Source organism: Actinoplanes sp. G11-F43 (assembly GCF_050589265.1).
In the GTDB taxonomy this organism is placed as follows: domain Bacteria; phylum Actinomycetota; class Actinomycetes; order Mycobacteriales; family Micromonosporaceae; genus Actinoplanes.
This window is the reverse complement of sequence record NZ_JBNZCE010000005.1, coordinates 332,218-358,246: the sequence shown is the minus strand read 5'-3', so window position 1 is coordinate 358,246 and position 26,029 is coordinate 332,218. Positions and strand designations below refer to the sequence as shown.

The 26,029-nt window shown below is 70.0% G+C and carries 24 protein-coding genes and 1 pseudogene; 20 read left to right on the top strand and 5 right to left on the bottom strand.

Annotated elements, in window-relative coordinates; all coding sequences use genetic code 11:
* Positions 1–139: 139 nt before the first annotated feature.
* From ACQ0O7_RS06815 to mshB, 3 genes are all read right to left on the bottom strand, one after another.
* Positions 140–613 (bottom strand): hypothetical protein, encoded by a 474-nt coding sequence (locus ACQ0O7_RS06815; protein ID WP_430780891.1) that lies wholly within the window; start codon positions 611–613, stop codon positions 140–142.
* 111 nt (positions 614–724) lie between these two features.
* On the bottom strand, positions 725–1,228 hold the full coding sequence (locus tag ACQ0O7_RS06810) for a hypothetical protein (RefSeq protein ID WP_430780890.1): 504 nt from the start codon (positions 1,226–1,228) through the stop codon (positions 725–727).
* A complete protein-coding gene (gene mshB / locus ACQ0O7_RS06805; protein WP_430780889.1) occupies positions 1,225–2,103 on the bottom strand; it encodes an N-acetyl-1-D-myo-inositol-2-amino-2-deoxy-alpha-D-glucopyranoside deacetylase in 879 nt (292 codons plus the stop codon). Before mshB ends, ACQ0O7_RS06810 begins: the two co-directional genes overlap by 4 nt.
* A gap of 92 nt (positions 2,104–2,195) precedes the next feature.
* Between mshB and ACQ0O7_RS06800 the strand changes: the two genes are divergently transcribed.
* The 8 genes and pseudogenes from ACQ0O7_RS06800 to ACQ0O7_RS06765 all read left to right on the top strand — a co-directional run bounded on the left by ACQ0O7_RS06800 (position 2,196) and on the right by ACQ0O7_RS06765 (position 12,535).
* On the top strand, positions 2,196–3,953 hold the full coding sequence (locus ACQ0O7_RS06800) for a prolyl oligopeptidase family serine peptidase (protein WP_430780888.1): 1,758 nt from the start codon (positions 2,196–2,198) through the stop codon (positions 3,951–3,953).
* A gap of 75 nt (positions 3,954–4,028) precedes the next feature.
* Positions 4,029–4,583, top strand: a complete 555-nt coding sequence (locus ACQ0O7_RS06795) for a Uma2 family endonuclease (RefSeq protein ID WP_430780887.1) — start codon at positions 4,029–4,031, stop codon at positions 4,581–4,583.
* A gap of 30 nt (positions 4,584–4,613) precedes the next feature.
* Positions 4,614–6,050: a TldD/PmbA family protein gene (locus ACQ0O7_RS06790; RefSeq protein WP_430780886.1), complete on the top strand. Its 1,437-nt coding sequence runs from the start codon at positions 4,614–4,616 to the stop codon at positions 6,048–6,050.
* Positions 6,047–7,495, top strand: a complete 1,449-nt coding sequence (locus ACQ0O7_RS06785; protein ID WP_430780885.1) for a TldD/PmbA family protein — start codon at positions 6,047–6,049, stop codon at positions 7,493–7,495. The genes ACQ0O7_RS06790 and ACQ0O7_RS06785 overlap by 4 nt, the downstream gene beginning before the upstream one ends.
* Positions 7,496–7,672: 177 nt before the next feature.
* Positions 7,673–8,464 carry a hypothetical protein gene (locus ACQ0O7_RS06780; RefSeq protein WP_430780884.1) on the top strand — a complete coding sequence of 264 codons (792 nt, stop codon included), beginning with the start codon at positions 7,673–7,675 and terminating at the stop codon, positions 8,462–8,464.
* Between the two features lie 11 nt (positions 8,465–8,475).
* The gene (locus ACQ0O7_RS06775; protein ID WP_430780883.1) at positions 8,476–10,371 is read left to right on the top strand and encodes a fumarate reductase/succinate dehydrogenase flavoprotein subunit; all 1,896 of its coding nucleotides are present in this window, start codon (positions 8,476–8,478) and stop codon (positions 10,369–10,371) included.
* Positions 10,368–11,183, top strand: a pseudogene (locus ACQ0O7_RS06770) (succinate dehydrogenase/fumarate reductase iron-sulfur subunit); the annotation flags it as partial. The gene ACQ0O7_RS06775 and the pseudogene ACQ0O7_RS06770, both read left to right, overlap by 4 nt.
* A 782-nt stretch (positions 11,184–11,965) precedes the next feature.
* Entirely contained in the window at positions 11,966–12,535 is a 570-nt protein-coding gene (locus ACQ0O7_RS06765; protein ID WP_430780882.1) for a GNAT family N-acetyltransferase, read from the top strand.
* A 141-nt stretch (positions 12,536–12,676) separates the two neighbouring features.
* Here the strand turns inward: ACQ0O7_RS06765 and ACQ0O7_RS06760 are convergent, their stop codons facing one another.
* Positions 12,677–13,420 (bottom strand): TetR/AcrR family transcriptional regulator, encoded by a 744-nt coding sequence (locus tag ACQ0O7_RS06760; protein WP_430780881.1) that lies wholly within the window; start codon positions 13,418–13,420, stop codon positions 12,677–12,679.
* Between the two features lie 89 nt (positions 13,421–13,509).
* Between ACQ0O7_RS06760 and ACQ0O7_RS06755 the strand changes: the two genes are divergently transcribed.
* From ACQ0O7_RS06755 to ACQ0O7_RS06700, 12 genes are all read left to right on the top strand, one after another.
* Positions 13,510–15,075, top strand: coding sequence for an MFS transporter (locus ACQ0O7_RS06755; RefSeq protein WP_430780880.1), 1,566 nt, complete (start codon positions 13,510–13,512; stop codon positions 15,073–15,075).
* Between the two features lie 9 nt (positions 15,076–15,084).
* Positions 15,085–15,792: an alpha-ketoglutarate-dependent dioxygenase AlkB gene (locus ACQ0O7_RS06750; RefSeq protein WP_430780879.1), complete on the top strand. Its 708-nt coding sequence runs from the start codon at positions 15,085–15,087 to the stop codon at positions 15,790–15,792.
* A gap of 126 nt (positions 15,793–15,918) precedes the next feature.
* Positions 15,919–16,626, top strand: coding sequence for an ABC transporter ATP-binding protein (locus ACQ0O7_RS06745; protein ID WP_430780878.1), 708 nt, complete (start codon positions 15,919–15,921; stop codon positions 16,624–16,626).
* A gap of 543 nt (positions 16,627–17,169) precedes the next feature.
* On the top strand, positions 17,170–17,889 hold the full coding sequence (locus ACQ0O7_RS06740; RefSeq protein WP_430780877.1) for an ABC transporter ATP-binding protein: 720 nt from the start codon (positions 17,170–17,172) through the stop codon (positions 17,887–17,889).
* Positions 17,889–18,767: a branched-chain amino acid ABC transporter permease gene (locus ACQ0O7_RS06735; protein ID WP_430780876.1), complete on the top strand. Its 879-nt coding sequence runs from the start codon at positions 17,889–17,891 to the stop codon at positions 18,765–18,767. The genes ACQ0O7_RS06740 and ACQ0O7_RS06735 overlap by 1 nt, the downstream gene beginning before the upstream one ends.
* Entirely contained in the window at positions 18,764–19,789 is a 1,026-nt protein-coding gene (locus ACQ0O7_RS06730; RefSeq protein ID WP_430780875.1) for a branched-chain amino acid ABC transporter permease, read from the top strand. The genes ACQ0O7_RS06735 and ACQ0O7_RS06730 overlap by 4 nt, the downstream gene beginning before the upstream one ends.
* Complete coding sequence (locus tag ACQ0O7_RS06725; RefSeq protein WP_430780874.1) at positions 19,786–21,048, top strand: ABC transporter substrate-binding protein; 1,263 nt, start codon at positions 19,786–19,788, stop codon at positions 21,046–21,048. The genes ACQ0O7_RS06730 and ACQ0O7_RS06725 overlap by 4 nt, the downstream gene beginning before the upstream one ends.
* 45 nt (positions 21,049–21,093) lie before the next feature.
* On the top strand, positions 21,094–21,840 hold the full coding sequence (locus ACQ0O7_RS06720; protein ID WP_430780873.1) for an SDR family oxidoreductase: 747 nt from the start codon (positions 21,094–21,096) through the stop codon (positions 21,838–21,840).
* 106 nt (positions 21,841–21,946) lie between these two features.
* On the top strand, positions 21,947–22,717 hold the full coding sequence (locus ACQ0O7_RS06715; RefSeq protein ID WP_430780872.1) for an SDR family oxidoreductase: 771 nt from the start codon (positions 21,947–21,949) through the stop codon (positions 22,715–22,717).
* Positions 22,714–23,694, top strand: coding sequence for a phosphotransferase family protein (locus ACQ0O7_RS06710; RefSeq protein WP_430780871.1), 981 nt, complete (start codon positions 22,714–22,716; stop codon positions 23,692–23,694). Before ACQ0O7_RS06715 ends, ACQ0O7_RS06710 begins: the two co-directional genes overlap by 4 nt.
* Positions 23,694–24,899: an acyl-CoA dehydrogenase family protein gene (locus ACQ0O7_RS06705; RefSeq protein WP_430780870.1), complete on the top strand. Its 1,206-nt coding sequence runs from the start codon at positions 23,694–23,696 to the stop codon at positions 24,897–24,899. The genes ACQ0O7_RS06710 and ACQ0O7_RS06705 overlap by 1 nt, the downstream gene beginning before the upstream one ends.
* Positions 24,896–25,504, top strand: coding sequence for a TetR/AcrR family transcriptional regulator (locus ACQ0O7_RS06700; RefSeq protein ID WP_430780869.1), 609 nt, complete (start codon positions 24,896–24,898; stop codon positions 25,502–25,504). Before ACQ0O7_RS06705 ends, ACQ0O7_RS06700 begins: the two co-directional genes overlap by 4 nt.
* Here the strand turns inward: ACQ0O7_RS06700 and ACQ0O7_RS06695 are convergent.
* Positions 25,452–26,012, bottom strand: coding sequence for a DUF6886 family protein (locus ACQ0O7_RS06695; RefSeq protein WP_430780868.1), 561 nt, complete (start codon positions 26,010–26,012; stop codon positions 25,452–25,454). The genes ACQ0O7_RS06700 and ACQ0O7_RS06695 overlap by 53 nt on opposite strands.
* Positions 26,013–26,029: the final 17 nt, after the last annotated feature.

Genomic DNA, 26,029 nt, shown 5'->3' with positions numbered 1-26,029 from the left:
ACAACTGACCACACGGTTGACCGACCGCCCCCACGTGCCGCCTACCGGCGCAAACCGCACCACAACTGACCACACGGTTTGCTGATCGGGCCTGCGTGGTGACTTTCGGGGCGGAGCGGGGCGGAAGCCGGCACGCGGGTCAGCGGCGGCCGACGACCCGGCGCGGGCGGTCGGAGCGGGCCTGGGTGAACGCCTTCAGCGCGCGGGAGCGGTAGTCGCGGCCCAGCATCACGGCCACCCAGTAACCGATCAGGCCGCCGGCGCCCGCGCAGCCGATGAAGAGCCAGATCTGCGCGAAGAAGTTGCCGGCCCCACCCTCGAACGGGCCGTCCCCGCTGACGAACGGTCCCACCAGGACGATCAGGGCCATCCCGGCGAGCGCGCCGAACCCGACGTCGGGCAGCCACGCACTCGGCTTGACCCGCTGCGAGCGGAGGAAGGTCAGAACCCCCAGGATCAGCGCGATCACCGTGAACATGGCGATCGAGGCGAGGCCCGAGGCGCCGCCGTCGGCACTGTCGTCACTGAAACGGATCACCAGCCGGGCGATCACATTGACCGCGAACAGGGCGACCGCCAGCGCCGTGATCCGGAACCAGCGCTGCTGCCTCATCTCGTCCTCCAGGAAGAAGTGCTCACCGCGAATATCGTGGCCGGGATCGTAACGCCCGCCACACCGGCGGTGCTCGATCTCCCGGTCATCTTCGCGGATGGTGCGCGGGGATTACTCGACGCCGCCTGAGAGTCGGCTGACAGTCGGCGGTTTGAGGAGCAGTTTGTACGAGTAACCGGCGAACGTGACGCTCCCGGCCAGGATCACCACCAGGGCCACCCAGTTGTCCCCGGACAGCATGTAGTCGCCCTCGGCGCTGCGGGAGCCGGCCGCCATCAGCATGATCAGCGTCCACAGCGCCCACGGCGGACCCATCGCCCAGTTCTTGCCGGTGGTGGTCACCGCGAACCAGGCGATCACCAGGTTGGCCACGATCGCCAGCGGGACGGACACCGGCACCGCGGCGCCGGAGCCGGTGAACGGCGAGTCCCCGTTCAGCACCGCGGTCAGCGCGCCGGTCCGCAGCGTGGTCAGCGCCAGCTCGATGTAGGCGGTGACCACGGTGGCCAGGATCGACACCACGATCCCAGCGCCGGAGATGACCCCGTCCCACCCGGCCCACGGCTCGCGGCGGGCCACCTCCGGCTCCGGCGGGACGGTCTCCAGGCCGGTCATCCGCCGGCCACGTCCAGCCCGCTGAACAGGTCGGACTCCCAGCCGAACGGTCCCGAGCCGGGGCCGCGCTCGCCCTTGACGAGCGTGAAGTACTCCACGCCCATGAATTCGCCGCCGAAGTCGCCGGCGATCCCGTACAGCCAGGAGTTGTCCGGGATCTGGGTGGCGTGCGCGCGCATCGCCGCGGTCTTCTTCGCGTAGTGGTCGGTGCCGTCCATCCGGGCCGCGATCTCCTCGTCCGGCGTGCCGAACGGCAGATCCTCCACCTTCTCCACCTCGGCGAACGGGTTGTCGCCGGACTCCCGGAAGGCCTCCATGCCGTCGCGCAGCACGCTCACCGGCATCGCGGTCCAGTAGATCTTCTCCGGGCCGTCCTCGCCGGCCAGCTCGGCGGCCCGCATCGCGACCCGGTGCGCCTGGATGTGGTCGGGGTGACCGTAGAACCCGTTCTCGTCGTAGGTGATCATCACCTGTGGGCGGACCTCACGGATGATCTCGACCAGGTGGGCGGCCGCCTCGTCCAGGTCGGCGCCCCAGAACGCCCGGGGGTGCTCGTTGGTCGGCAGGCCCATCATCCCGGAGTCCCGGTAGCGGCCCACCCCGCCGAGCATCCGGTGGTCGGTGACACCCAGGGCGGCGCACGCCCGCTCCCACTCGACCAGGCGGTAACCGCCGAGCTGGTCGGAGTGCGCGGCACCGAGCCGCTCCAGCGCCGGGACGTGGATCTCACCCTCCTCGCCCAGCGTGCAGGTGACCAGAGTCACGTGGGCGCCGTCGGAGACGTAGTGCGCCATCGTCGCCCCGGTGCCGATGACCTCGTCGTCGGGGTGGGCGTGGACCAGCAGGAGGCGGCGGGCGGGCAGCTTCTCAGTCACGGCCGATACTGTACGCGCGACCACCGACGATCTCCCCTCACCAGCCCGCGGTTTACCCGGCGCGAGTCGCCCCGGTCGGCGATGCTGGGAGCGTGGAGTACCCGTACGCCGTGACCGCCGGCGCCGACAGTGCCCGTGTCGTCTTCCTCCGCTCGTCGGAGCTCTGGCTGCTCGACCTCGCCGATGCGGTGGAGCGCCGGGTCGACGGTGGACCGGTCGACGCGTACGCCGTCGATCGGGACGCCCGGGTCGCCGCCCTGGTCCGTGGTGGCGAGCTGTTCCGCGCCGACCTGCGGGACGGCGGTGTCACCCGGGTGCCGACGTCCGGCCCGGTCCACGACGCCCGGCCCGACCCGCGAGGGCTGTCGATCGGCTACCTCACCGACCCGGGTGGGGCCGCGTCCCTGCACGTCACCGGCCCGGCCGGGGAGCAGCTGCTGGCCGGCGAACCGGGCAACGCCTGGCGCGAGCACGGCGGGACGATCGCCTGGGGGGTGCCGGGGGCCGGGGCGGAGGAGTTCGGGCGTACCCGCGGCTGGTGGTGGTCCCCGGACGGCCGCCAGATCCTCGCGGTCCGCAGCGCCCGGACGGTCAGCCTGCACCTGCTCGACCTCGACGGGGGCTGGGTCGACGTGCACTGGGACCGGGAGACCTATCCGCATCTGGCCCAGGTGCGCTGGATCGGCGGCGGCCCGCTGATCACCGTGCTGCGCCGGATGCAGCAGCACGGCCTGGTCCTGTCCATCGACCCGCGCACCGGGGAGACGCAGGTGCACGCCGAACTCGCCGACGCCCGCTGGGTGGAGCCGATCCCGGGCACCCCACGGCATCTGCCGGACGGCCGGGTCCTGGTCGGCGGCGAGCTGGCCCACGACGGATTCGACGCCCGCTGCCTGTTCGCCGACGGGTCACTGCTCACCCCGCCCGGGTTGTACGTGCGACGGGTCGCCGGGACACTGCCGCGCGCCGACGGGACGGCCGGATCACCCGACCTGATCGTCGAGGGCAGCATGGGCGACCCGTCGGTGCGACAGGTGTTCCGGGTCCGCTCGTCGCTGAGCGGTGGCGGTCCGGAGGTGCAGCAGATCACGGTGCTGACCGGGAACGATCAGGTGCAGGTCGGCGGGGACGTGCTCGTCGTGGGCAACCGGGTGTGGCACGGGTCGCGGGAGTTCACCCTGCGCGCCCCGGCGCCGGCGCCGGTCCTCTCCCCCGGGCCGATCCTGGAACGGGTCACCGACCGGCGGCTTCCCACCGGAGTCCTCTACCCCGCCGGGCACGTCCCGGGCACCCCGCTTCCGGTGCTGGTCACCATGGGTTCCGGGCCCGGCTGGCAGCAGGTCCTGGCGGACCCGTCGGCGTGGGCGTCGCGGCGGCGGTGGGCCGACTCCGGCTTCGCCGTCGTCAGCATCGATTCCCGCGGTACGCCGGGAGTGGCGCCCAGCTTCGAGAAGGCGGTGCACCGGCGGCTCGCCGACGTGGTGCTCGCCGACCAGGTGGACGCGTTGCGCACGTTGCGTGGTAAGCACCCGGATCTGGATCTGGGCCGGGTCTCGGTCCACGGGGAGGGGCTGGGCGGGTGGCTGGCGGCGATGGCCGTACTCAAGCGTCCGGAGGTCTTTCGTCGGGCCGTCGCGCATCAGCCGGTGGTGGACTGGGCGGAGGTGCCGGCCGCCGTGGCCGAGCGTTACCTGGGCGACCGGTCCGACGCGTCCGACGTCTACGCCCATCACGGGCTGGCCGAGGCGGGGGTGTCCGAGGACGTCCTCCTGGTCGGTGCCGAACTGCCCGGATTCCCGTCACGGCGTGCCCTCACCTTCGAGGAGGAGTTAACCTTCCTGAATGGGTGAGTAGTCTCGTGAGGGGTTGATATGCGACCAGATGATGCACGACCGTCTGACCGCGACAACACGGGAGACGACGCCATGACGACAACCCTTCATCTCGACAACCATCACTGGACCGAGGCGGAGTTCCTGGCCATCGTCGAAACGCCCGAGCGCATCGAGCTTTTCGACGGGAGCCTGCACGTGAGCCCCTGTCCTCTGCCGATCCATCAGCACATCTCCACGAGGCTGACCGGCATCCTGCAACCCACGGCCGAACCGAAGGATCTCCATGTCCTCGCGGCGGTCAACGTCCGGGTCGGCACGGATCGGATCCCCATTCCCGACATCGTGATCACCGATCGGATCGACCTCTGGGAGCTGGTCATCGACTCGTCCGATGTGCTCCTGGTGTGCGAGATCCTCTCCCCGTCGAACGCGGCCACCGACCGGGTCCTCAAGATGCACTACTACGCGGAGGCCGGCATTCCCTGGTACCTGCTGATCGAGCCGAGGACCGCGACGTTCGGCCTCCACCGCCTGGACGGCGACAGATACCGGGAACACGCGACAGCTTTCCCCGGCCGGCCACTGGTGCTCACCGAACCGGTCGTCGTGACCATCGATCCGGCGGATCTGGTGCCGCCCCGGTAAAGGGCGGGTTCGGCGCATAGGGTCGGGTGCATGAGCCACTTCGAGGAGGCGGGGGCGGCTGTGCGGGCCGCGCTCGACGCGGGCGCGAGATATGCCGACGCCCGGGTGATGGTGCGGCGCAGCGAGACCATGTCAGCGCGGGACGGCGACGTCGAGGATCTCGGGTTCGACGAGAGCGCCGGGCTGGGTGTCCGGGCGCTGGTCGGTTCGAGCTGGGGTTTCTACGCCGTACCGGAGCTGGATGAAAGGTCCGCCGGGGCGGCCGGGAGGCGCGCCGCGAAGATCGCCGCCGCCAGTGCCGCGGTCCCGGGTCCGCCGGCCGAGCTGGTGCCGGCCCGGGCGGTGACGGCGAGCTGGGCCTCCGACTGCGTGATCGATCCGCTCGGGGTGCCGCTCTCCGACAAGGGTGACCTGCTGGTCAGGGCGACCCGGGCGGCGAAGGACGCGGGCGCCGACACGGCCGAGGCCAACTACGCGGCGTGGGACACCCGCAAGTGGTTCGTCTCCAGTGAGGGCCACCGCATCGACCAGCACATCCGGGAGTGCGGCGCGGGTGTCACCGCGATCGCGATCGGCGACGGCGAGGTGCAGCGGCGGTCCTGGCCGTCGCATCGGGGCCAGTTCGGCACCCGGGGCTGGGAGCTGATCGACGAGATCGACCTGGTGGGCAACGCGCCGCGGATGGCCGAGGAGGCGCGGGCGCTGCTGACCGCGCCGCTCTGCCCGTCCACCGAGACGAACCTGGTGCTCGGCGGTGAGCAGCTGGCCCTGCAGATCCACGAGTCGGTGGGCCACGCGATCGAACTGGACCGGATCCTCGGGTGGGAGGCCGCGTTCGCCGGGACGAGCTGGCTGGATCTGAGCAGGCTCGGATCCCTGCGGTACGGGTCGGACCTGATGAACATCAGCATCGATCCGACGTTCCCGGGCGCGCTGGGCAGCTTCGGTTTCGACGACGAGGGCACGGCGGCGGCAAAACGGTTCGCGGTCCGGGACGGGCTCTGGGTGGGGGTGCTGGCCGGGCGGGACTCGGCGGCGGTCGCCGGGCTGGACTACGCGGGCAGTGTCCGGTCGGACGGCTGGTCGCGACTGCCGATGGTCCGGATGACGAACGTCGGGCTGGAACCGGGGCCGCACACCCTCGACGAGATCATCGCGGCCACCGACGACGGGGTGTTCATGGACATCAACCGGTCCTGGTCGATCGACGACCGGCGGCTGAACTTCCAGTTCGGGTGCGAGATCGGGTACGAGATCAAGAACGGCCGGCTGGGCCGGATGCTGCGCAATCCCACGTACACCGGGATCGGTCCGCGGTTCTGGCAGTCGATGGACATGCTCTCCGGCGAGACGGTCGCGTGGGGGACGCCGAACTGCGGCAAGGGCCAGCCCGGCCAGATCGGGCACACCGGGCATCCCGCGGCTCCGGCCCGGTTCAGCGACGTGCGGGTGGGGGTGCGGGGATGAGCGGCCGGGCGGGCAGCGAGCTGGAACTCGCCGCCAGGGTGATCGAGCTGGTCCGGGAGGTGGCCGGGCGGTCGGCCGAGGCCGAGGTCAACGTGCGGCACGAGGCGCTGGCCCTGACCCGGTTCGCCAACTCGGCGATCCACCAGAACGTGGCCGACGCGACCACCGGCGTACGGCTGCGGTTGCATGTGGACGGCCGGACGGTGGGCGGCTCCACCACCGTGATCGGCGCGGACGGGCTGCGCGCCCTGGTCGAGCGGACCGTGGCGGCGGCCCGGGTGAGCCCGGCCGACCGGTCGTGGCCGGGGCTGGCGCCACCCGCGCCGCTGCGGCTGTCCGCCGGGCATCCGGGGTCGGGTGAGCGGTCCGGGCTGGCGTTCGGGTTCGACGAGGCGACCGCGCGGGCCGATCCGGCCGAGCGGGCGGAGCGGGTGCGGGACTTCGTCCGGGCGGCCGGCGGGCTGGAGACGGCCGGGTACTGCCGTACCGTCTATGTATCCGCGGCGTTCGCCAACAGCGCCGGTCAGGCGGTGGAGGGCCGGGCCGCGGAGGCGGCGATGGACGGGGTGGCCCGGACCGGCGAGGCGGACGGGGTGGCCCGGCTGGCGGCCGCCCGGCTGGCCGATCTGGACGGCGGGGTGCTCGGCGCGCGGGCGGCGGCGAAGGCGCGGGCGGCCGGCGCTCCGGCCGAGCTGCCGCCGGGACACTACGAGGTGGTGCTGGAGCCGGACGCGGTCTCCGACATCCTGCAGAACTTCGCGTATTTCGGCTTCGACGGCCGGGCCCACCACCAGCAGCAGAGTTTCGCCGAGCTGGGGGCGGAGCAGTTCGACCCGTCGGTGACCATCGTGGACGACCCGCTGGGCAGCCGCGACGAACCGGCCGGTGACCTGGCCTTCGACGAGGAGGGCACGCCACGCCGTCCGCTGGTGCTGGTCTGTGATGGGGTGACGAGAGCGGTCACGCACGACCGGACGTCGGCGGGGCAGGCCGGCACCGAGTCGACCGGGCACGGTTCGGCGGTGTCCCGGTCGTGGGGCCCGCACGCGAGCCATCTGCGGCTGGAGGCGGCGGCGGTGCCGGGTGCGGCACCGGGCTCCGGCGGGACCGGTGCGATCGCCGAGTCGGCCCGGCCGCTTGTCGCCACGATGCGGCGCGGGCTGCTGATCACCGATCTGTGGTACACCCGGGTGCTCGACCCGAAAGCGCTCGTCATCACCGGCCTGACCCGCAACGGGGTGTGGCTGGTGGAGGACGGCGAGGTGGTCTCGGCGGTGAGCAACCTGCGGTTCACCCAGTCCTATCCGCGGGCGCTGGGCCCGGGGCGGGTGCTCGGGATCGGCGCCGAGACGGTGCTGTTGCCGGAGTCGTGGGGGCGTGCCCGGTACGCCGCACCGGCCCTGCATCTGGCCGAGTGGAACATCACCGGCAACGCCTCCGGATGATCCTTTACCTCATTGGTGATCGCCTTTGAAACTCGGGATGGTCTTTTTGTGACTCATCCCGCCCTTCGGCGTAACGTGTGCCCCACATCACTGTCGCGACGCGACGGTGGGTGGGGCACCACTGTGTCCTGACCCCGCCGTGCCGCGACCCTGCACACGGCACTGTCAGGAGATGGAATGACGACGGCAACGAGGCCGGGCGGCGGCGGCCGGGCGCGGGCGGCGATCACCGCGCGGACGCTGCGCACCGACCGATGGTGGCTCGCCCCGCTGGTGACCTTTGTCGGACTGGGCGCGTGGGTCACCTACGCGACCGTCCGGGTGTTCATGCACCAGTGGTTCTTCGTGGAGGAGTACCTCTATCTGACGCCGTTCTACTCGCCCTGCCTGACCGACATCTGCGGTCCGGCGGCCGAGTTCGGCACTCCCCTACCGAGCTTCCCCCTCATCCCGGAAGCGGCGTTCACCCTGCCGTTCCTGCTGCTCTTCCGGTTGACCTGCTACTACTACCGGAAGGCGTACTACCGGGCGTTCTGGCTCTCGCCGCCGGCCTGCGCGGTGCCGGACGGGCACAAGACCTACTCCGGCGAGACCCGCTTCCCGCTGATCTTCCAGAACGCGCACCGGTGGGCCTTCTACGCCGCCGTCGTCATCTCGGTGATCAACACCTGGGACGCGGTCCACGCGCAGACCACCGGACTCGGACTGGGCAACCTGATCCTCTGGGCCAACGTGCTCATGCTCTGGGCGTACACCGTTTCCTGCCACTCCTGCCGGCACATCATCGGCGGCCGGATGAAGCACTTCTCCCGGCACCCGGTGCGCTACCGGCTCTGGACGTTCGTCTCCATGCTCAACGCCCGCCACATGCAGCTCGCCTGGATCACCCTCGGCACCCTGGCACTGACCGACTTCTACATCATGGGTCTCGCCGCCGAATGGTTCACCGACCTGCGATTCGTCAACTGAGAGGCGGCGGCATGAACACCCAGATCGAGCGCCACCTGTACGACGTCGTCGTCATCGGAGCCGGTGGGGCCGGACTACGCGCGGCCATCGAGGCCCGGCTCGCCGGAAAACGCACCGCGATCATCTCGAAATCCCTGTTCGGCAAGGCCCACACGGTGATGGCCGAAGGTGGCGCGGCGGCCGCGATGGGCAACGTCAACTCGCGCGACAACTGGATGGTCCACTTCCGGGACACCATGCGCGGCGGCAAGTTCCTGAACAACTTCCGGATGGCCGAACTGCACGCCAAAGAGGCGCCCGAGCGGATCTGGGAACTGGAGACGTACGGGGCCCTGTTCGACCGTACGAAAGACGGAAAGATCTCCCAACGGAACTTCGGTGGCCACGAATATCCACGGCTCGCCCACGTCGGCGACCGGACCGGACTCGAACTGATCCGCACCCTGCAACAGAAGATCGTCTCGTTGCAGCAGGAGGACTGGGCCGAGACCGGATCGTACGAATCACGGATCCGGGTCTTTCAGGAAACCACCATCACCGAGCTGATGCTCAACGGCGACCGGGTGGCCGGGGCGTTCGGCTACTACCGGGAATCCGGCGACTTCCTGCTCCTCGAAGCCCCCGCCGTGGTGCTCGCCACCGGCGGGGTCGGGCGCAGCTACAAGGTCACCTCGAACTCCTGGGAGTACACCGGCGACGGCCACGCGCTCGCCCTGCGCGCCGGAGCCACCCTGATCAACATGGAGTTCCTCCAGTTCCACCCGACCGGCATGGTGTGGCCGCCCAGCGTCAAAGGCATCCTGGTCACCGAATCGGTCCGCGGCGACGGCGGGGTGCTGCGCAACTCCGACAACAAGCGGTTCATGTTCGACTACGTGCCGGACGTCTTCCGCAAGCAGTACGCGGAGACCGAAGAGGAAGCCGACCGCTGGTACACCGATCCCGACAACAACCGGCGCCCACCCGAACTACTGCCCCGCGACGAGGTGGCCCGGGCCATCAACAGCGAGGTCAAAGCCGGCCGGGGCAGCCCCGCCGGCGGTGTCTTCCTGGACGTGTCGACACGCATGCCGGCCGAGCAGATCATCCGGCGGCTGCCGTCCATGCACCACCAGTTCAAGGAACTCGCCGACGTCGACATCACCAAGGAACCGATGGAGGTCGGGCCCACCTGCCACTACGTGATGGGCGGCGTCGAAGTCGAACCGGACACCGGCGCGGCCCTCGGGCGGGTGCAGGGCCTGTTCGCCGCCGGTGAGGTCTCCGGCGGCATGCACGGCTCCAACCGGCTCGGCGGCAACTCCCTCTCCGACCTGCTCGTCTTCGGCAAACGAGCCGGCGAACACGCCTCCGCCTATGTGGACAGCCTCCCGGAACGACCCAAACCCGTGAAGGTCGACGTCGCCGCGGCGGTCGAGGTCGCCCTCGCACCCCTCGTCCGTACGGCCGGGGAGAACCCCTACACCCTTCAGCAGGACCTGCAGACGGTGATGGGTGACCTGGTCGGGATCATCCGGCGGGAAGGCGAACTGTCCGACGCGCTCAAACGGCTCCACGAACTGCGCGCCCGGGTCGCCAACGTCGGCGCGGACGGCGGACGGCGGTACAACCCCGGCTGGCACCTGGCCCTCGACCTGCGCAACATGCTGGTCGTCTCGGAGTGCACGGCCCGCGCCGCACTCGAACGTGAGGAGTCCCGCGGCGGCCACACCCGGGAGGACTTCCCGGCGATGGACCCGGCCTGGCGCCGGATCAACCTGGTCTGCTCACTCGACGGATCCGACACCGTCCACCTGGAACGCAAACCCGTCCCGGCCATGCGTGCCGAACTGCTCGATCTCTTCGAACGCGGTGAACTGGCCAAATACCTGACCGACGAGGAACTGGCCGAGATGGAGGAAGAGTGAGACGCCACTTCCGTGTCTGGCGCGGCGACGCGTCCGGCGGCGACCTGCGCGACTTCGACGTCGAGGTGAACGAGGGCGAGGTGGTCCTCGACATCATCCACCGGTTGCAGGCCACCCAGGCGCCCGATCTGGCCTGCCGGTGGAACTGCAAAGCCGGCAAGTGCGGCTCCTGCTCGATGGAGATCAACGGCAAGCCGCGTCTCGGCTGCATGACCCGGATGTCGACCTTCGCCTCCGACGAGACGATCACCATCACCCCGATCCGCACCTTCCCCGTCATCCGTGACCTGGTCACCGACGTGTCCTTCAACTACCAGAAGGCCCGGGAGACCCCGGCGTTCGCGCCGCCGGCCGGTGTCGCGCCCGGCGAGTACCGGATGCAGCAGGTCGATGTGGAACGCAGCCAGGAGTTCCGCAAGTGCATCGAGTGCTTCCTCTGCCAGAACACCTGCCACGTGATCCGCGACCATGACGACAACAAGCCGGCGTTCTCCGGCCCGCGCTCCTTCATCCGGGCCGCGGAACTGGACATGCACCCACTCGACGCCCGCGACGACCGCAAGGAGTACGCCCAGGCCGGCCAGGGTCTCGGCTATTGCAACATCACCAAGTGCTGCACCGAGGTCTGCCCCGAACACATCAAAATCACCGACAACGCGATCATCCCGATGAAGGAGCGCGTCGTCGACAGACGCTACGACCCGCTCGTCTGGCTGGGCCGCAAGATCTTCCGCCGCGATCAGCTGGAGTCCTCCTCCGTCCCCGGCCTCACCCCTTCCACCTCCTCCACCTCGCCTCCCGGCACCGCGTCCTCCGTTCCGCACGGAACGTCCGCCATCTCCGGTGCCGCGCCCGCCGTTTCCCGCGGCACGTCCTCGGTTTCCGGCCCCGGTTCCGCTGTTTCCCGCGGCGCGTCCACGGCTTCCGGTCCCGGCTCCTCCGTTTCCAGGTTCGGTTCCTCCGCGCCCGGTTCCTCCGCTTCCGTGCCCGTCGTCAATCCACCGATGTCCAGCGCCCGCCTCCCCGAAGGCGCACCCGTCGGCCCCGACGGCCACATGGACATCGCGGAGCTGCTGGCACCGACGCAGGGTGGCCTCTCACCGTTCGGCGAAGACCTGAGCTTCCCGCTCCCGCCGGAACACATCGCTTACCACCACCCGGAGAAGGACAAATCCGTCGACCCCTGAAGCACCCTCCCCGGCGCCTTCGCCGCCCGTCCTCTCCTCCCCTCGGCCTCGTCCCGTTCCCTTCACTCCTCGCCCTGACCCGCTGTCTCTCGCCGCTCGCCCGCCGCCGCTTGTCCTCACCTCTCGCCCTCGCTCCGTGCCCCGCTGCCGCTCGCCCTCGCCCCGCGCCCGGCCGCCGCTCGCCCTCGCCCCGCGCCCGGCCGCCGCTCGCCCTCGCCCCGCGCCCGGCCGCCGCTCGCCCTCGCCCTTCGTGTTTGCTGCCGCCCTGCTTTGCGCGGGCCGCTGCTCGCATGAGGCTCTGCTCGCGTGAGGCACTCTGCTTCCGTGAGGCTCTGCTTCCGTGAGGCTCTGCTTCCGTGAGGCTCTGCTTCCGTGAGGCTCTGCTTGCGTGGGCCTAGAGTCGCAGGATGCCTCTGTTGACGACGGCCGCGCTGGCGGCGGGTTCGATGTCCGGCCGGGCTCAGCCGGAGATCACTGGAGACGGCGTGGCGCTGCGGCCGTGGGCGTCCACGGACCGGGCAGCCGTCGTCAGCGGTTTCGCCGACCCGGCTATCCAGCGATGGCACTGCGTGAGCATGAACGACACCGAGGCCACCGCATGGATCGCCCGCTGGGCCGATCGCTGGCAGTCGGAAACCGCGGCCAGCTGGGCGATCCTGCACGACGGCCGGGTCGCCGGTCAGATCGGCCTCCGCCGGATCGATCTGTACGAGGGCATCGCCTCGATCTCCTACTGGGTACTTCCGTCCGCCCGCGGCCGGCGACTCGCCCCACACGCGCTGACCGCACTGGCCGGCTGGTCCTTCACCACACTCGGCCTGCACCGCCTCGAACTGAGCCACTCGACCGCCAACCCCGCCTCCTGCCGGGTCGCCGAACGCTCCGGATTCCCCGCCGAGGGAACCAAACGCAGTGAGGCCCGGCACATGGACGGCTGGCACGACATGCACCTACACGCCCGCCTGTCCACCGACTGATCTCGGTCTTTCAGCCCACGCGGCAATCGCCGCTCCCGGCCAGCTCAGTCCTGCCGCTCCCGGCCAGCTCAGTCCTGCCGCTCCCGGCCCGCGCGGTTCTGCAACTCCCGGCCCTCCCAGCCCTCTCCGCCATCGCCGCTCTCAGCCCTTTCGGTCCTCCTCTCGCTGCGCGGCCAACCAGAGATCGAGGCCGTCGAGGATCCGCTCCAGGCCGAACTCGAAGCTCTGCGCGAACACCTCATCCGGGCGCATCTCGGCGACACCGTCCTCCTGTCGCCAACTGTCGTACTCAGGGTGCTCCCGGGCGACCTTCTCCATATAGGGCTGCAGGCTGGCCCGCAGATCGGCCGCCGGCTGCCCGGAGCGCCGGACCGCCGAGGCGACGGCCGCCTCGGTGGTGGCCGAGCCGATCACATGCGCGGTGATAAGCGAACTCGCGTGGGACAGATCCGGACCACGGAAGCCCGCCGCGGAGAACAGCGCGACGGTCCGATTGCTCATCCTCAGCACGTTCGGCCCGATGGTGGGCCGGACTCCGAGCAGGCCGATCACCCAGGGATGCCGCAGCAGCATCGACCGGATGCCGTTGGCCATCACCGAGATGCCGACCCGCCAGGGCGCGTCACCGGCCTCGGGCACATAAACCTCGCCCATCACCTCGTCGACGGCCAGTTCGAGCAGGTCGTCCTTGGTGGCGACGTGCCAGTAGAGCGAGGTGGCACCGGAGCCGAGCCGGGCGCCGAGTCGTCGCATGCTCAGGCCGGTCGCACCCTCGGCGTCGAGCAGTTCGATCGCGGAGCGGACGATCTGCTCCCGGCTGAGGGTGGGCTGCCCGGTGCGGGTACGAGCGGGTCGGGTCCACACCGAGTCGGTGAAATCGGGCATGACGCCATCCTAAAGGGGATCGCACACCGTTCGAGTCCACTGGTACGGTGTTCGAGCTCTGTCGAACGCCGTACGAGAGAGGAATCTCAATGGCCGAACGTCATCCGCGACGCTGGCTGATCCTTGGTGTGCTCTGTTTGAGCCTGCTGGTCGTGGTCGTGGACAACATGGTGCTGAACATCGCCATCCCGGCGCTCATCCGGGATCTGGGCGCGAGCACCGCCGACATCCAGTGGATCATCGACGCCTACATCCTGGTCTTCGCCGGTGTGCTGCTCACCGCCGGCAGCCTGTCCGATCGGCACGGCCGGCGTCTCGGCCTGGTCGTCGGCCTGGTCATCTTCGGTGGCGCCTCCGCGCTCGCCACCGTCTGCGAGACCCCCGGGCAGCTGATCGCGGTCCGCGGGCTGATGGGTCTCGGAGCCGCCTTCCTGATGCCGGGCACCCTGGCCATCCTCACCACGGTCTTCGACGACGAGGAGCGCAAGAAGGCCATCGCGATCTGGAGCTCAGTGCTCATGCTCGGCGCCCTCGGCGGACCGACGCTGGGCGGCCTGCTCCTGGAGCACTTCTGGTGGGGTTCGGTCTTCCTGCTCAACCTCCCGATCGCCGCCTTGGGCCTGCTGGCCGCCCTGATCTTCATCCCCGAGTCGAAGGGCCCGGCCACACGCCCCGACACGGTGGGCGCGCTGCTCTCCACGATCGGCATGACCGCTCTGGTCTGGGGCGTGATCTCGGCTCCCGAACACGGCTGGGAGTCGCTTCGGACCGGCGGCGGATTTGTCATCGCGCTGACCGCCATCACAGCTTTCGTCCTGTGGGAGCGCAAGACCCCCGAGCCGATGCTGCCACTACAGCTTTTCGGCAACCGCGACTTCCGGGGCGCCAGCCTGTCGCTCGTGCTGCTGTCCTTCTCGGCCGGTGGAGTGATGCTGGCGATCACGCAATACCTCCAGTTCGTTCTCGGCTACGAGCCGATCAAGGCGGGTGCGGCCTTCATTCCGATGATCGTGACAACGATGATCTTCAACGGTGTTGGCGTGGTGGTCGACAAACGATTCGGCGCCCGGGTCGCGCTGTCGGCCGGCTTGCTACTGGTCGCGGGCGGGTTCGGGATCCTCGCGTCGCTCGATCCGCGGGACGGCTATCTGAAGCTCGCCGCCGCATTGGTGATCATCGGCATGGGCAGCGGCACGGCCGCGCCGGCTGCGGTCGGGACCCTGCTCGGAGCGCTGCCCCCGGAACGAGCCGGAGTCGGATCAGCGGTCAACGACACGGTGCAGCAGGTGGGGACGGCACTCAGCGTGGCGATCCTGGGCAGTGTGCTGACCACCGCGTATCGCGCCGCGATGCCGGACGGCACGACCGGGCCGGCACGGGACTCCCTCGGCGAGGCACTGGGGGTCGCCACGGCGACCGGGGACGGCGGGCTGGCGGACGCGGCGCGGGCCGCTTTCGTCGATGCCATCGCGGTCACCTCTCTCGTGGGCGTGGTGGGTGGGATCGCGGCGGCGGTGCTGGCCGCCGCGGTGTTGCGTCCGAAGCCTGCCACGAATCCGGAGGCGGCCGACCCGTTGTCCACAGGGGCGCAGACGCCGGAAAAGTTATCCACAGACCCGGAATCGGCGCCCGCCGAAATCGAACGCCAGTACTAACATGGCGGCATGACCAGCGCTTACCAGCCTTCCCTGCTAGACCAGCCCTTCCTGCTGGACCAACCCGCACCGTCGGGTGCGGCAGCCGGACCGGTTGCTGTCGCCGGACCAGGTATGGCGACCGGGCCGGGTGCGGCGCTCGCTTCACTGAGCGGCCGCCTCACCCGGCACCAGCTCACCGCGGGCGCCTGGGTCGACGTGCTCCCCGGGTGGCTGCACGGATCCGACGCGGTCTTCGAGACCCTGCTCGGCATCGACTGGCGTGCCGAGCGGCGACGGATGTATGACGACGTCGTCGACGTCCCACGGCTGCTGCGATGGTTCGGTGCTCCAGAGCCGTTGCCGCACCCGGCGCTGACCGCGGCGAGAGCCGAGCTGAACCGTCATTACGCTGCCGAGCTCGGCGAGGAGTTCACGACCGCGGGCATGTGCCTCTATCGCGACGGTCGCGACAGCGTGGCCTGGCACGGTGACACCATCGGCCGCTCCGCCACCGAGGACACCATGGTCGCGATCGTCTCGTTCGGCTCACCACGCAACCTGTTGCTGCGACCACGCGCCGGCGGGCACCACACCCTGCGATTCCCGCTCGGGCACGGCGACCTGATCGTGATGGGCGGCTCCTGTCAGCGCACCTGGGAGCACGCCGTTCCGAAGACCGCACGCGCGGTCGGGCCACGGGTCAGCGTGCAGTTCCGGCCGGCCGGAGTGGCTTGAGAAAACCGGCCCGCAACAGGGACATCGCAAGTGGTTGACGAGTCCGTCGAGAAAGTTACACTCCAAGTGTAAATAGTTGAGGCTCCATCTCCCACACAGGACTTCCACCGGTCCGGCGAGGCAGCCATGTCAACAGAACCCCCGCTCACACAGTTGGCACTCCACGACATCACCGTCCGCTTCGGCGGCCTGACCGCACTCGACACCGTCTCGCTGGATGTGGCGCCGGGCCGGATCGTGGGCGTCATCGGCCCGAACGGCGCGGGCAAGACCACCCTTTTCAACGTCATCTGCGGATTCGTCCAGCCGACCACCGGCTCGCTGACACTCGACGGCAAGCCATGGCGCCCCCGGCCGCACCATCTCAACCGGCTCGGGATCTCGCGGACCCTTCAGGGTGTCGGTCAGTTCGGCGGCATGACCGTCCTGGAGAACGTGATGGTCGCCGCCCGGCATCGGCATGCCGAGCGGGAGGCGCGTATCGCCCTGGAGCGCTGCGGCGTCGACCACTACGCGACAGCTCGCCCCGGCGCGCTGCCATATGCGATCCGCAAGCGGATCGAGCTGGCCCGTGCCCTGGTGGCGAAACCACGCATCCTGATGCTCGACGAACCGGCCGGCGGGCTGGACGCCGACGAGATCCGCTGGCTCGGCACCCTGATCACCGAGGTCGGCACCACCGTTCTGCTGGTCGAGCATCACATGGATCTGGTGATGTCGGTCTGCGACGAGGTCCTGGTGCTCGATTTCGGCAAGCCGATCGCGCTCGGCAGCCCACGCGAGATCAGTGACAACCCCAAGGTCACCGAGGCCTATCTCGGCGTAGCGGCCTGACCAGGCTTCTCCACCGCTCTCAGCGATAGGGGCCACACGGCCTCGCCTTCTCACATCCGGAGCGAACCGCGTCCGGAGAGAAGTCCATCCGAACGAAACCGGGTCCGGCGAGAGGCTCATCCGGAGGAACCGCGTCCCAACTGGACCAGAACTGGAAGGAATCGCGTCCGGGCGGAGCCAGGACTGGAGGGAACCGCGTCCGGGTCGAGCCTGGACTCGACGGAACCGCGTCCGGACCGGATCACGCCCGGCCGGGGCCGCTTCCGGGAGACACCGCGTCACCGCAGACGGAGTCACGAGCCAACAGCGTCACGAGCTAACAGCGCCACGAGCCAACAGCGCCACGAGCCAACAGCGTCACGGATGGAACACGTCCGGGAAGTCCCACGCCCCGGACCGGGCTATTTGTCCGCAAAGTTTCGATTTAGGAATTCCCATATCCGGAAAGCCGGTCATCACCGGCTTCCTCGGCACAGCCGGGAAGGGCCCCGAAGGAGGATCACCGATGATCACCCGCACTCCCGTTCGGCCGGGAGAACCGCGATGAGCGGCGCGCTTCTGGAGGTCGAGGGCCTGACCGCCGGGTATGGCGCCGCACCGGTTCTGCACGATGTGGATCTCACTGTCCGGCCGGGCGAGATCGTGGCCGTTCTCGGGGCGAACGGGGCCGGCAAGACCACCCTTCTGCGTACGCTGTCCGGCCTGGTCCGGTCGTCCCGGGGCCGGGTCGCCCTGGACGGCGCCGACCTGACCGGCACCAGAGTGGAGCATCTGGTGCGCCGCGGTATCGCCCACGTCCCCGAGGGCCGTGGCGTGGTCACCGAACTGACCGTGGAGGAGAACCTACGGCTCGGTGGCCTGTGGCGACGCGACCGGGCGGACACGCGTAAGGCACTCGGTGAGGTGTACGAGCTGTTCCCGCCGCTGGCGCAGCGCCGTTCGTTCGCCGGGCATCAGCTCTCCGGCGGCGAGCGGCAGATGCTCGCGCTGGGCCGGGCGCTGATCGCCCGGCCACGGCTGTTGCTGCTCGACGAGCCGTCCCTGGGGCTCGCACCGAAAGTGACCGCCCAGATCATGGCCCTGCTGCGGGACCTGCGGGATCGCACCGGACTGGCGGTGCTGCTGGTCGAGCAGAACGTGCGCAGCGCGCTCTCCGTCGCCGACGAGGGTGTGGTGCTGGCGCTGGGCCGGGTGGTCACCCGCAACCGGGCGGCGGCGCTGCGCGACGACACCGATCTCCGTCACGCGTACTTGGGGTTCTGATGGGTCAATTCATCTATCTGACCTTCGACGGGCTGAGCCGCGGGCTGGTGTACGCGGCGTTCGCGCTGGCACTCGTGCTGATCTGGCGGGCGGCACGGATCGTCAACTTCGCGCAGGGGGCGATGGCGGTGGCGGCCGTCTACGTCGCCTGGTCGGTGACGAACGCGACCGGGTCGTACTGGCTCGGGTTCGGCGTGGCCCTGCTGACCGGGCTGGTGCTGGGCGTCACCGTCGAGCGGGTGGTGATGCGGTTCGTGGACCACTCGTCGCCGCTCAACGGGGTGGTGGTGGCGCTCGGCCTGGTGCTGATCATCCAGGGTGTGCTGGGCATCGCCTACGGCAACGAGTACCAGCCGGTGCGGACCCCGTTCAGCCGGGACGCGTTCGAGGTGGGCGGGGTCGCGCTGCTGTCCCGCTACGACCTGTTCGTGTTCGCCGCGGTGGGTGCGGTGGTGGTGGCTTTGACGCTGCTCTTCACGCGTACGGCGGTGGGGTTGCGGATGCGGGCGGCGGCCTTCGCCCCGGACGTGTCCCGGCTGCTCGGTGTCTCGGTCGGCGGCATGCTGACGCTGGGCTGGGCGCTGGCCGCGGCGGTGGGCTCGCTGGCCGGGATGCTCGTCGTCCCCACCGAGCTGGGTGTGCACCCGACGGCCATGGACGTGGTGTTCGTGTCGGCGTTCACGGCGGCCGTCGTGGGTGGACTGGACAGTCCGATCGGGGCCGTGGCCGGTGGGCTCGTGGTGGGGCTGCTGCTGTCGTACGTCAGCGGTTATGTCGACGCCACCGTCGCTCCGATGGCCGTTCTCACCCTGCTGGTCGTGGTGCTGCTCGGTCGGCCCGGTGGCCTCTTCTCCAGTTCGAAGGCGAGGGTGGCATGACCGACGTGCGAACCGCGAAGACGACGACCGTGACCGGGCTGGGGCTGCTCGCGCCGAAGCGCCGGCGCCCGCATCCGGTGCTCGTGGTCGCGGGTGCCGCGGTGCTGGTGATCGTGCTGACCTATCTGTTGCCGCCGTTCCGCAACTACCAGCTGGCCACGGTCGGCGCCTACCTCTGCGTGACCGCTGGCCTGACCGTCCTGACCGGGCTCAACGGGCAGCTCTCGCTCGGGCACGGCGCCCTGATGGCGACCGGCGCCTACACGCTCGCGCTGACCCAGAACAGGTTCCTGAACCTGCCGCTGAGCTTCGTGGTCGCGGTGCTGGCGACGACCGCGGCGGGGGCGGTGATCGGCCTGGCCGCGGCCCGGTTGCGCGGGCCCTATCTGGCCGGCCTGACGCTGGCCGTCGCAACCGTGGTGCCGTCGGTGACCAGCACGTTCGACGAGACGTTCAACAGCGACCAGGGGTTGTCGGTGGCGCTGGACCCGCCGCCGGAGACGGTGCCGATGGAGCAGTGGCAGGCGTGGCTGTGCTGGGGTGCGGCCCTGATCGTGGTGCTGCTGCTGGCGTTGCTGGTACGCGGCCGGTTCGGGCGGGACCTGCGTGCGGTCCGGGACGACGAGACCGCCGCACGGCTCGCCGGGGTCGACGTGGCGCGTACCCAGGTGCTGGCGTTCGTGGTGAGCGCCGCCTGCGCCGGCGTCGCCGGCAGCCTGTTCGCGGTGCTGGCGCAGAGTGTGTCGCCCGGCGCGTTCCCGCTGACGCTCTCGCTCTTCCTGCTGATGGCCATCGTGATCGGCGGCCTGGGCAGCCTGTTCGGGGCGTTGTGGGGCGCGGTCCTGCTGGTGGCGCTGCCGGCCCTGTCCCAGTCGGTCGGCGAGTCGACCGGTTCGCAGCGGCTGGAGGGCAACCTCGCGCTCGTGGTGTTCGGCGTGGTGCTCGTCGTCGTCATGCTCGCCGCCCCGGGCGGCCTCGCATCGATCCGTATCACAAATAGATTGTTCGGGAGGAATCGATGAAACGTACCGTGACAGCTGCTCTGGCCGTCGTGCTGCTCGCCTCCGCGGGCTGTAGTGACGGCGGGGGCGGCGGGGCGAGCGGCGCCGACGTGCCGGGCGTGACCGACACCGAGGTGGCGGTCGGCACCCACATGCCGCTGACCGGGCCGGCCGCGGCCGGATATTCGAAGATCGCGCCGGCCACCAAGGCCTACTTCGACTTCGTCAACGCGAACGGCGGCGTCCACGGCCGCACGATCACGTACAAGATCAAGGATGACGGGTACAACCCGGCGAACACCCAGACCGTGGTCCGTGAGCTGGTGTTGCAGGACAAGGTGTTCGCGATCATCAACGGCCTCGGCACGCCCACCCACACCGGCGTGCTCGACTTCCTCAAGACCAACCGGGTGCCCGACCTGTTCGTGGCCAGCGGCAGCCGGAGCTGGAACCAGCCGGACAAGTATCCGGGGACCTTCGGCTTCAACCCGGACTACACCGTCGAGGGCAAGATCCTCGGGACGTACGTGAAGGAGAACCTGGCCGGGAAGAAGTCCTGCTTCCTCGGCCAGGACGACGACTTCGGCCGGGACAGCCTGGCCGGCATCGAGAAGGTCCTCGGCCAGGTCACGGCCAAGGAGAGCTACGTGACCAGCAATCCGAACGTCGGCCCGCAGATGGGCGCGCTGAAGGCGGCCGGGTGCGAGGTGGTCCTGCTGGCGACTGTGCCCGGTTTCACTGCCCTATCGATCGGTACCGCTGCGAAGATTGCCTTCAAACCACAGTTCGTCGTCAGTAACGTCGGCGCCGACCCGACCACCGTCGGGAAGACGCTGGGTGCCGCCGCGCCCCTGATGGAGGGTCTGGTGGCGGCCAACTACCTGCCGCTGAACACCGACGAGGCCAACCCCTGGATCCAGCTGTTCCGGAAGGTCAACGCGGAGCACAACGGCAACGCCGAATTCGACAACAACGTCGTCTACGGCATGTCGGTCGGCTATCTCTTCACGCAAGCGCTCCAGGCCGCGGGTAAGGACCTGACCCGCGACAAGATCATCGAAGCGGTGCGGGCGAACGGTTTCCAGGGCCCGGGTCTGGTGCCGCTGCGATTCTCCGCGCAGGATCACTCGGGGTACGCGGGACAGCAGCTCACCAGGGTGGAGGACGGCAAGGCCGTGTATTTCGGCACTCCCTACACCACCGACGACAACGACGGGCCGGTCACGCCGTATCAGGGCCAGCCCGTGACACCACCGGCGAACGGCGTGCCGGCCGCGTAATATCTGCACTTAGACTGCAAAAACATGACTCCAGGAGGTTGGGCGATGGCTGACCAGGTAGCAATCGTGACCGGAGCGAGCCGGGGAATCGGGTTCGCCATCGCGCAACGCTTCGTCGCCCAGGGCGTCCGGGTCGCCATCACCGGCCGGGACGCCGACGCTCTCGAGGCCGCGGTGAAGGAACTCGGCGGCCCCGAGGTGGCCCTCGGCGTGGCCGGCAAGGGCGACGACGCCGGGCACCGGAGCACGGTGATCGACACGGTCCGGGAGCGGTTCGGGCCGGTCACCACCCTGGTCAACAACATCGGGATCAATCCGGCGTACGGGCCGCTGGCCAGCATCGACCTCAACGCCGCCCGCAAGATGGCCGAGGTCAACCTGATCGGCACGCTCGGCTGGGTCCAGGAGGCCCTGCGCGGGGGCCTGGCCGAAACCGGCGGCTCGATCGTCAACATCTCCTCGGTCTCCGGGGTCCGGCCCGCGCCGGGGATCGCGTTCTACGGCACCACCAAAGCCGCGCTGATCCACCTCACCGAGGAGCTCGCGGTCGAACTGGCCCCGAAGATCCGGGTCAACGCGGTCGCCCCGGCGGTGGTGAAGACCCGGTTCGCCACCGCGCTCTTCGAGGGGCGGGAGGCGGAGGTGGCGGCCACCTATCCGCTCCAGAGGCTGGGAGACACCGGTGACGTCGCCGGGGCGGTGGCGTTCCTCTGCTCCCCCGACGCCGCCTGGATCACCGGGCAGACGATCGTGATCGACGGCGGCCTGACACTGACCGGGGCCGTCCAGTGAGGAATCGACCGCAACCTGACGCGAGCGCGGGCCCGGGCCTCCCGGCGAGGGCCGGCCGGAGCTGCCCGGCGAGAGGGCGACGGTGGACGACGGCCGGAGGTCGGCGATGAAGCGGGTCGTGGTCACCGGGGCGGGCAGTGGGATCGGGGCCGCTCTGGCTCGGCGGTTCGCCGCGGACGGCGCCCGGGTCGTGGTCAACGATCTGAGCGCCGAGGCGGCCCGGACCGTCGCCGGGGAGATCGGCGGGATCGCGATTCCCGGCGACGCGGGCCGTGAGCAGGACGTGGCACACCTGGTCGACAGCGCGTGGGCCGAGCTGGGCGGGATCGATCTGTTCTGCTCGAACGCCGGAGTGCTGTCGGCCGGGGACCAGACGACACCCGACGACCAGTGGCAGCGTGACTTCGGGGTCAACGTGATGTCACACGTCTACGTGAGCCGGGCGCTGCTGCCCCGCTGGCTGGACGGCGGGGAACCGAAACGGTTGCTGATCACGGTCAGCGCGGCCGGGCTGCTGACCCTGCTGGGCAGTGCGACCTACTCGGTGACGAAGCACGCGGCTCTGGCGTACGCCGAGTGGCTGCGGGCCACGTACGCGCATCGGGGTCTGATCGTCCAGGCTCTGTGCCCGCAGGGTGTCCGCACCGACATGCTGACCCGGGGCGACAACCGGGACAGCGGGGCGGCCGCACTGCTGTCCGAGGGCGCCCTGGAGCCGGCGGCGGTCGCCGAGGTGGTCGCCGGGGCTTTGGAGGGCACCGGCTTCCTGATCCTTCCGCACCCGGAAGTCGAGGGGTACTACCGCTTGCGCGCGAGCGATCCGGACCGTTGGCTGGGTGGCATGAACAAACTCCAGCGCGGATTCGAGCAGAAGTGAAGGGCCTCGACCTGGAACGGCTCCAGGCCTATCTGGACAGTCCGCCGTTGACCGGGACGATGTTCGCGGGCGGCCGGTCGAACCTGACCTACGCGGTCACCGACGGCACCCACCGCTGGGTGCTGCGCCGGCCCCCGCTGGGGCACGTACTGCCCACCGCCCACGACATGGCCCGTGAGCACAAGGTCCTCGCCGCGCTGTCGGCGGCCGGCTTCCCGGTGCCACGGCCGGTGCGGCTGTGCACCGACATCGAGGTGATCGGGACGCCGTTCTACCTGATGGAGCACGTCGACGGCACGATCTTCCGGGATGCCGCGATGATCGAGAAGGTCGATTTCCGGGCGCTGACACTGACCCTGGTGGACACGCTCGCCGACCTGCACGCGCTGGATCCGGCGGCGATCGGGCTGGGTGACTTCGGCCGCCCCGAGGGGTTCAACGCGCGGCAGGTCCGGCGCTGGAAGCAGCAGCTCGACGCGTCCCGCAGCCGGGAGTTGTCCGGCATCGAGGAGTTGCACGCCCGGCTGGCCATCGACATCCCGGCCGGCGGGTCGGGCACCGTCGTGCACGGCGACTTCCGGCTGGACAACGTGCTGATCAGCGACGATCTGCGGGTCAACGCGGTGCTCGACTGGGAGATGTCCACCCTGGGTGATCCGCTCAGCGACCTGGCGCTGATGCTGGTCTACGCGGGCCGTCCGCTGCTGGAGCACGACGGCCGGCCGATCGCCCCGATCGACATCCCCGGGCATCCGTCGCTGGACGAGATGGTCACCCGCTACGCCGCCCGGAGCGGGCGCGACGTCCGTGACCTGCACTGGTACGTGGCGTTCGCCGCGTTCAAACTCGCCGTCATCCTCGAGGGCGTGCATTACCGGTACACCAAGGGCCAGACGGTCGGCTCCGGCTTCGACACGGTGGGCGCGATGGTGCCCGCCCTGGTCGAGCAGGGCCATCGAGCGCTGGAAGGACACTGATGGACTTCGAGTACGACGCGAAGACCGAGGACTACCGCAAACGGCTGCTCGCCTTCATGGACGAGCACGTCTATCCGGCCGAGGCCGAGTTCCACGCGGGTGGGGACGGCTGGGAGCCGCCGGCCGCGCTGGCCCCGCTGAAGACGGCGGCGAAGGAGGCCGGCCTGTGGAATCTCTTCCTGCCCGGTGAGCACGGCGCCGGGCTGACCAATCTCCAGTACGCCCCGCTCGCCGAGATCACCGGGCGCAGCCCGGCGGTGGCCCCGCCCGCACTCAACTGCGCCGCCCCGGACACCGGGAACATGGAGGTGCTCGCCGAATTCGGTACGCCGGAACAGCGGGAGAGGTGGCTCAAGCCGCTGCTGGCGGGTGAGATCCGGTCGGCGTTCGCGATGACCGAGCCGCAGGTGGCCTCGTCGGACGCCACCAACATCGGCACCCGGATCGAACGGGACGGCGACGACTACGTCATCAACGGGCACAAGTTCTACATCACCGGCGCGATGAACCCGAACTGCCGGATCTTCATCGTGATGGGCAAGACCGATCCGGACGCCGCCCGGCACGTGCAGCAGAGCCAGGTCCTGGTGCCCCGCGACACCCCCGGGCTGACGGTCAAGCGCGGCATGACGGTGATGGGCTACACCGACGGCGACCACGGCGGGCACGCCGAGCTGATCTTCGAGAACGTGCGGGTGCCGGCGGCCAACCTGATCGGCACCGAGGGCGGCGGGTTCGCGATCTCCCAGGCCCGGCTCGGTCCGGGCCGGATCCACCACTGCATGCGGCTGATCGGCATGGCCGAGCGGGCGCTCGAGTTGATGTGCACGCGGGCGCTGGCTCGCACCACGTTCGGCAAGACCCTGGCCGAGCAGGGCGTCATCCAGGACTGGATCGCCGAGTCCCGGGTCCGGATCGAACAGTCCCGGCTGCTGGTGCTCAAGGCGGCCTGGCTGATGGACACGGTCGGCAACAAGGGCGCGCACACCGAGATCCAGGCCATCAAGATCGCGGTGCCGTCCACGGTGGAGTGGATTCTCGACAAGGCGATCCAGACCCACGGGGCGGCCGGGCTCAGTCAGGACACCCCGCTCGCCGGGATCTGGGCCAGCGCCCGGATGCTGCGGCTGGCCGACGGGCCGGACGAGGTGCACAAGCGGTCGCTGGCGCATCGGGAGCTCAAGCGGTACCGGAGTGGTTCGTGACCACACCACCACGCGTCGACGGTCGTACCGCACGGTCCGAACGGACCCGCAACGCGATCATCGACGCCCACCTCCAGCTGATCTCCGAGGGTGACCTGCGCCCGACCGCCGACCGGGTGGCCAAGCTGGCCGGGGTCTCGCTGCGGGCGCTGTGGAGTCACTTCGCCGACATGGAGGCGCTGATGACGGCCAGTGGGCAGCGTGTCCTGGAGCAGCGGGACGCGTCCTACCGGCCGATCCCGGCGGATCTGCCACTGGCCGGCCGGATCGAGGAGTTCTGCCGTCAGCGGGCGCGGCTGCTGGAGGAGATCGGGCCGGCGGCGCGGGCCTCGTCGCTGAAGGAGCCGTTCTCGGTCGGCCTGATGCACTATCGACGGCTGCACGTGGCCCGGGTCCGGGACGAGTTGACCACCACCTTCGCGCCCGAGATCGGCGACGACGAGAACCTGCTGGACGCGCTGACCGCGGCCAGCCTCTGGCCGACCTGGTCGACCTGGCGGGATGCGATGGACCTGCCGGTGGAGGCGGCCCAGGCGGCCCTGACCCGGGTGGTCACCGCACTTCTGCAGGAGGAGCGGGGCGCGGGCGGGCGTTCCGGAGCCTGATCCCACTGAACCCGGCCGAGCTCTCGATCACCCGGTCCCAGAACGGCCACAGGTTGTCGACCAGCCGCAGTTGGATACCGGCGGCGGCGTGACATCCGATCAGGTCACCGGCGGGTTCGGGCGGGCCGAGCGGCTCGACCGGCTCGGTGGCGACGTGCGCGTGCGGTTCCGGCTCCCCGAACGGGCGGAACGGCTCGGCGGGGAGGCGGTACGCGTACAGCCGCGTGGTCCGCATCGCCTCCCACCAGGCGAACTCGATCACGTGGACCCGGTCGCCGCAGCCCACCCCGATGATCCGGTCCCGGTCGGCGTCGGTGGTGGCGCCGGGCCGCACCCAGGCCATCGCGCGCGGGCACTGCCGGGGGAACCAGTAGTCGGGGGCCCGATCGTGGTCGACGGCCCAGACGTATGCCCCGGGCTGCTGGGCGGTGGCCGCGACGTGCGGGACGAACCTCGTGATCGACGGGTCTTCGGAGAAATGCAGCAGCTGGCCTGGTTCGGGACGCATCAGGATGTTGTAGCGCA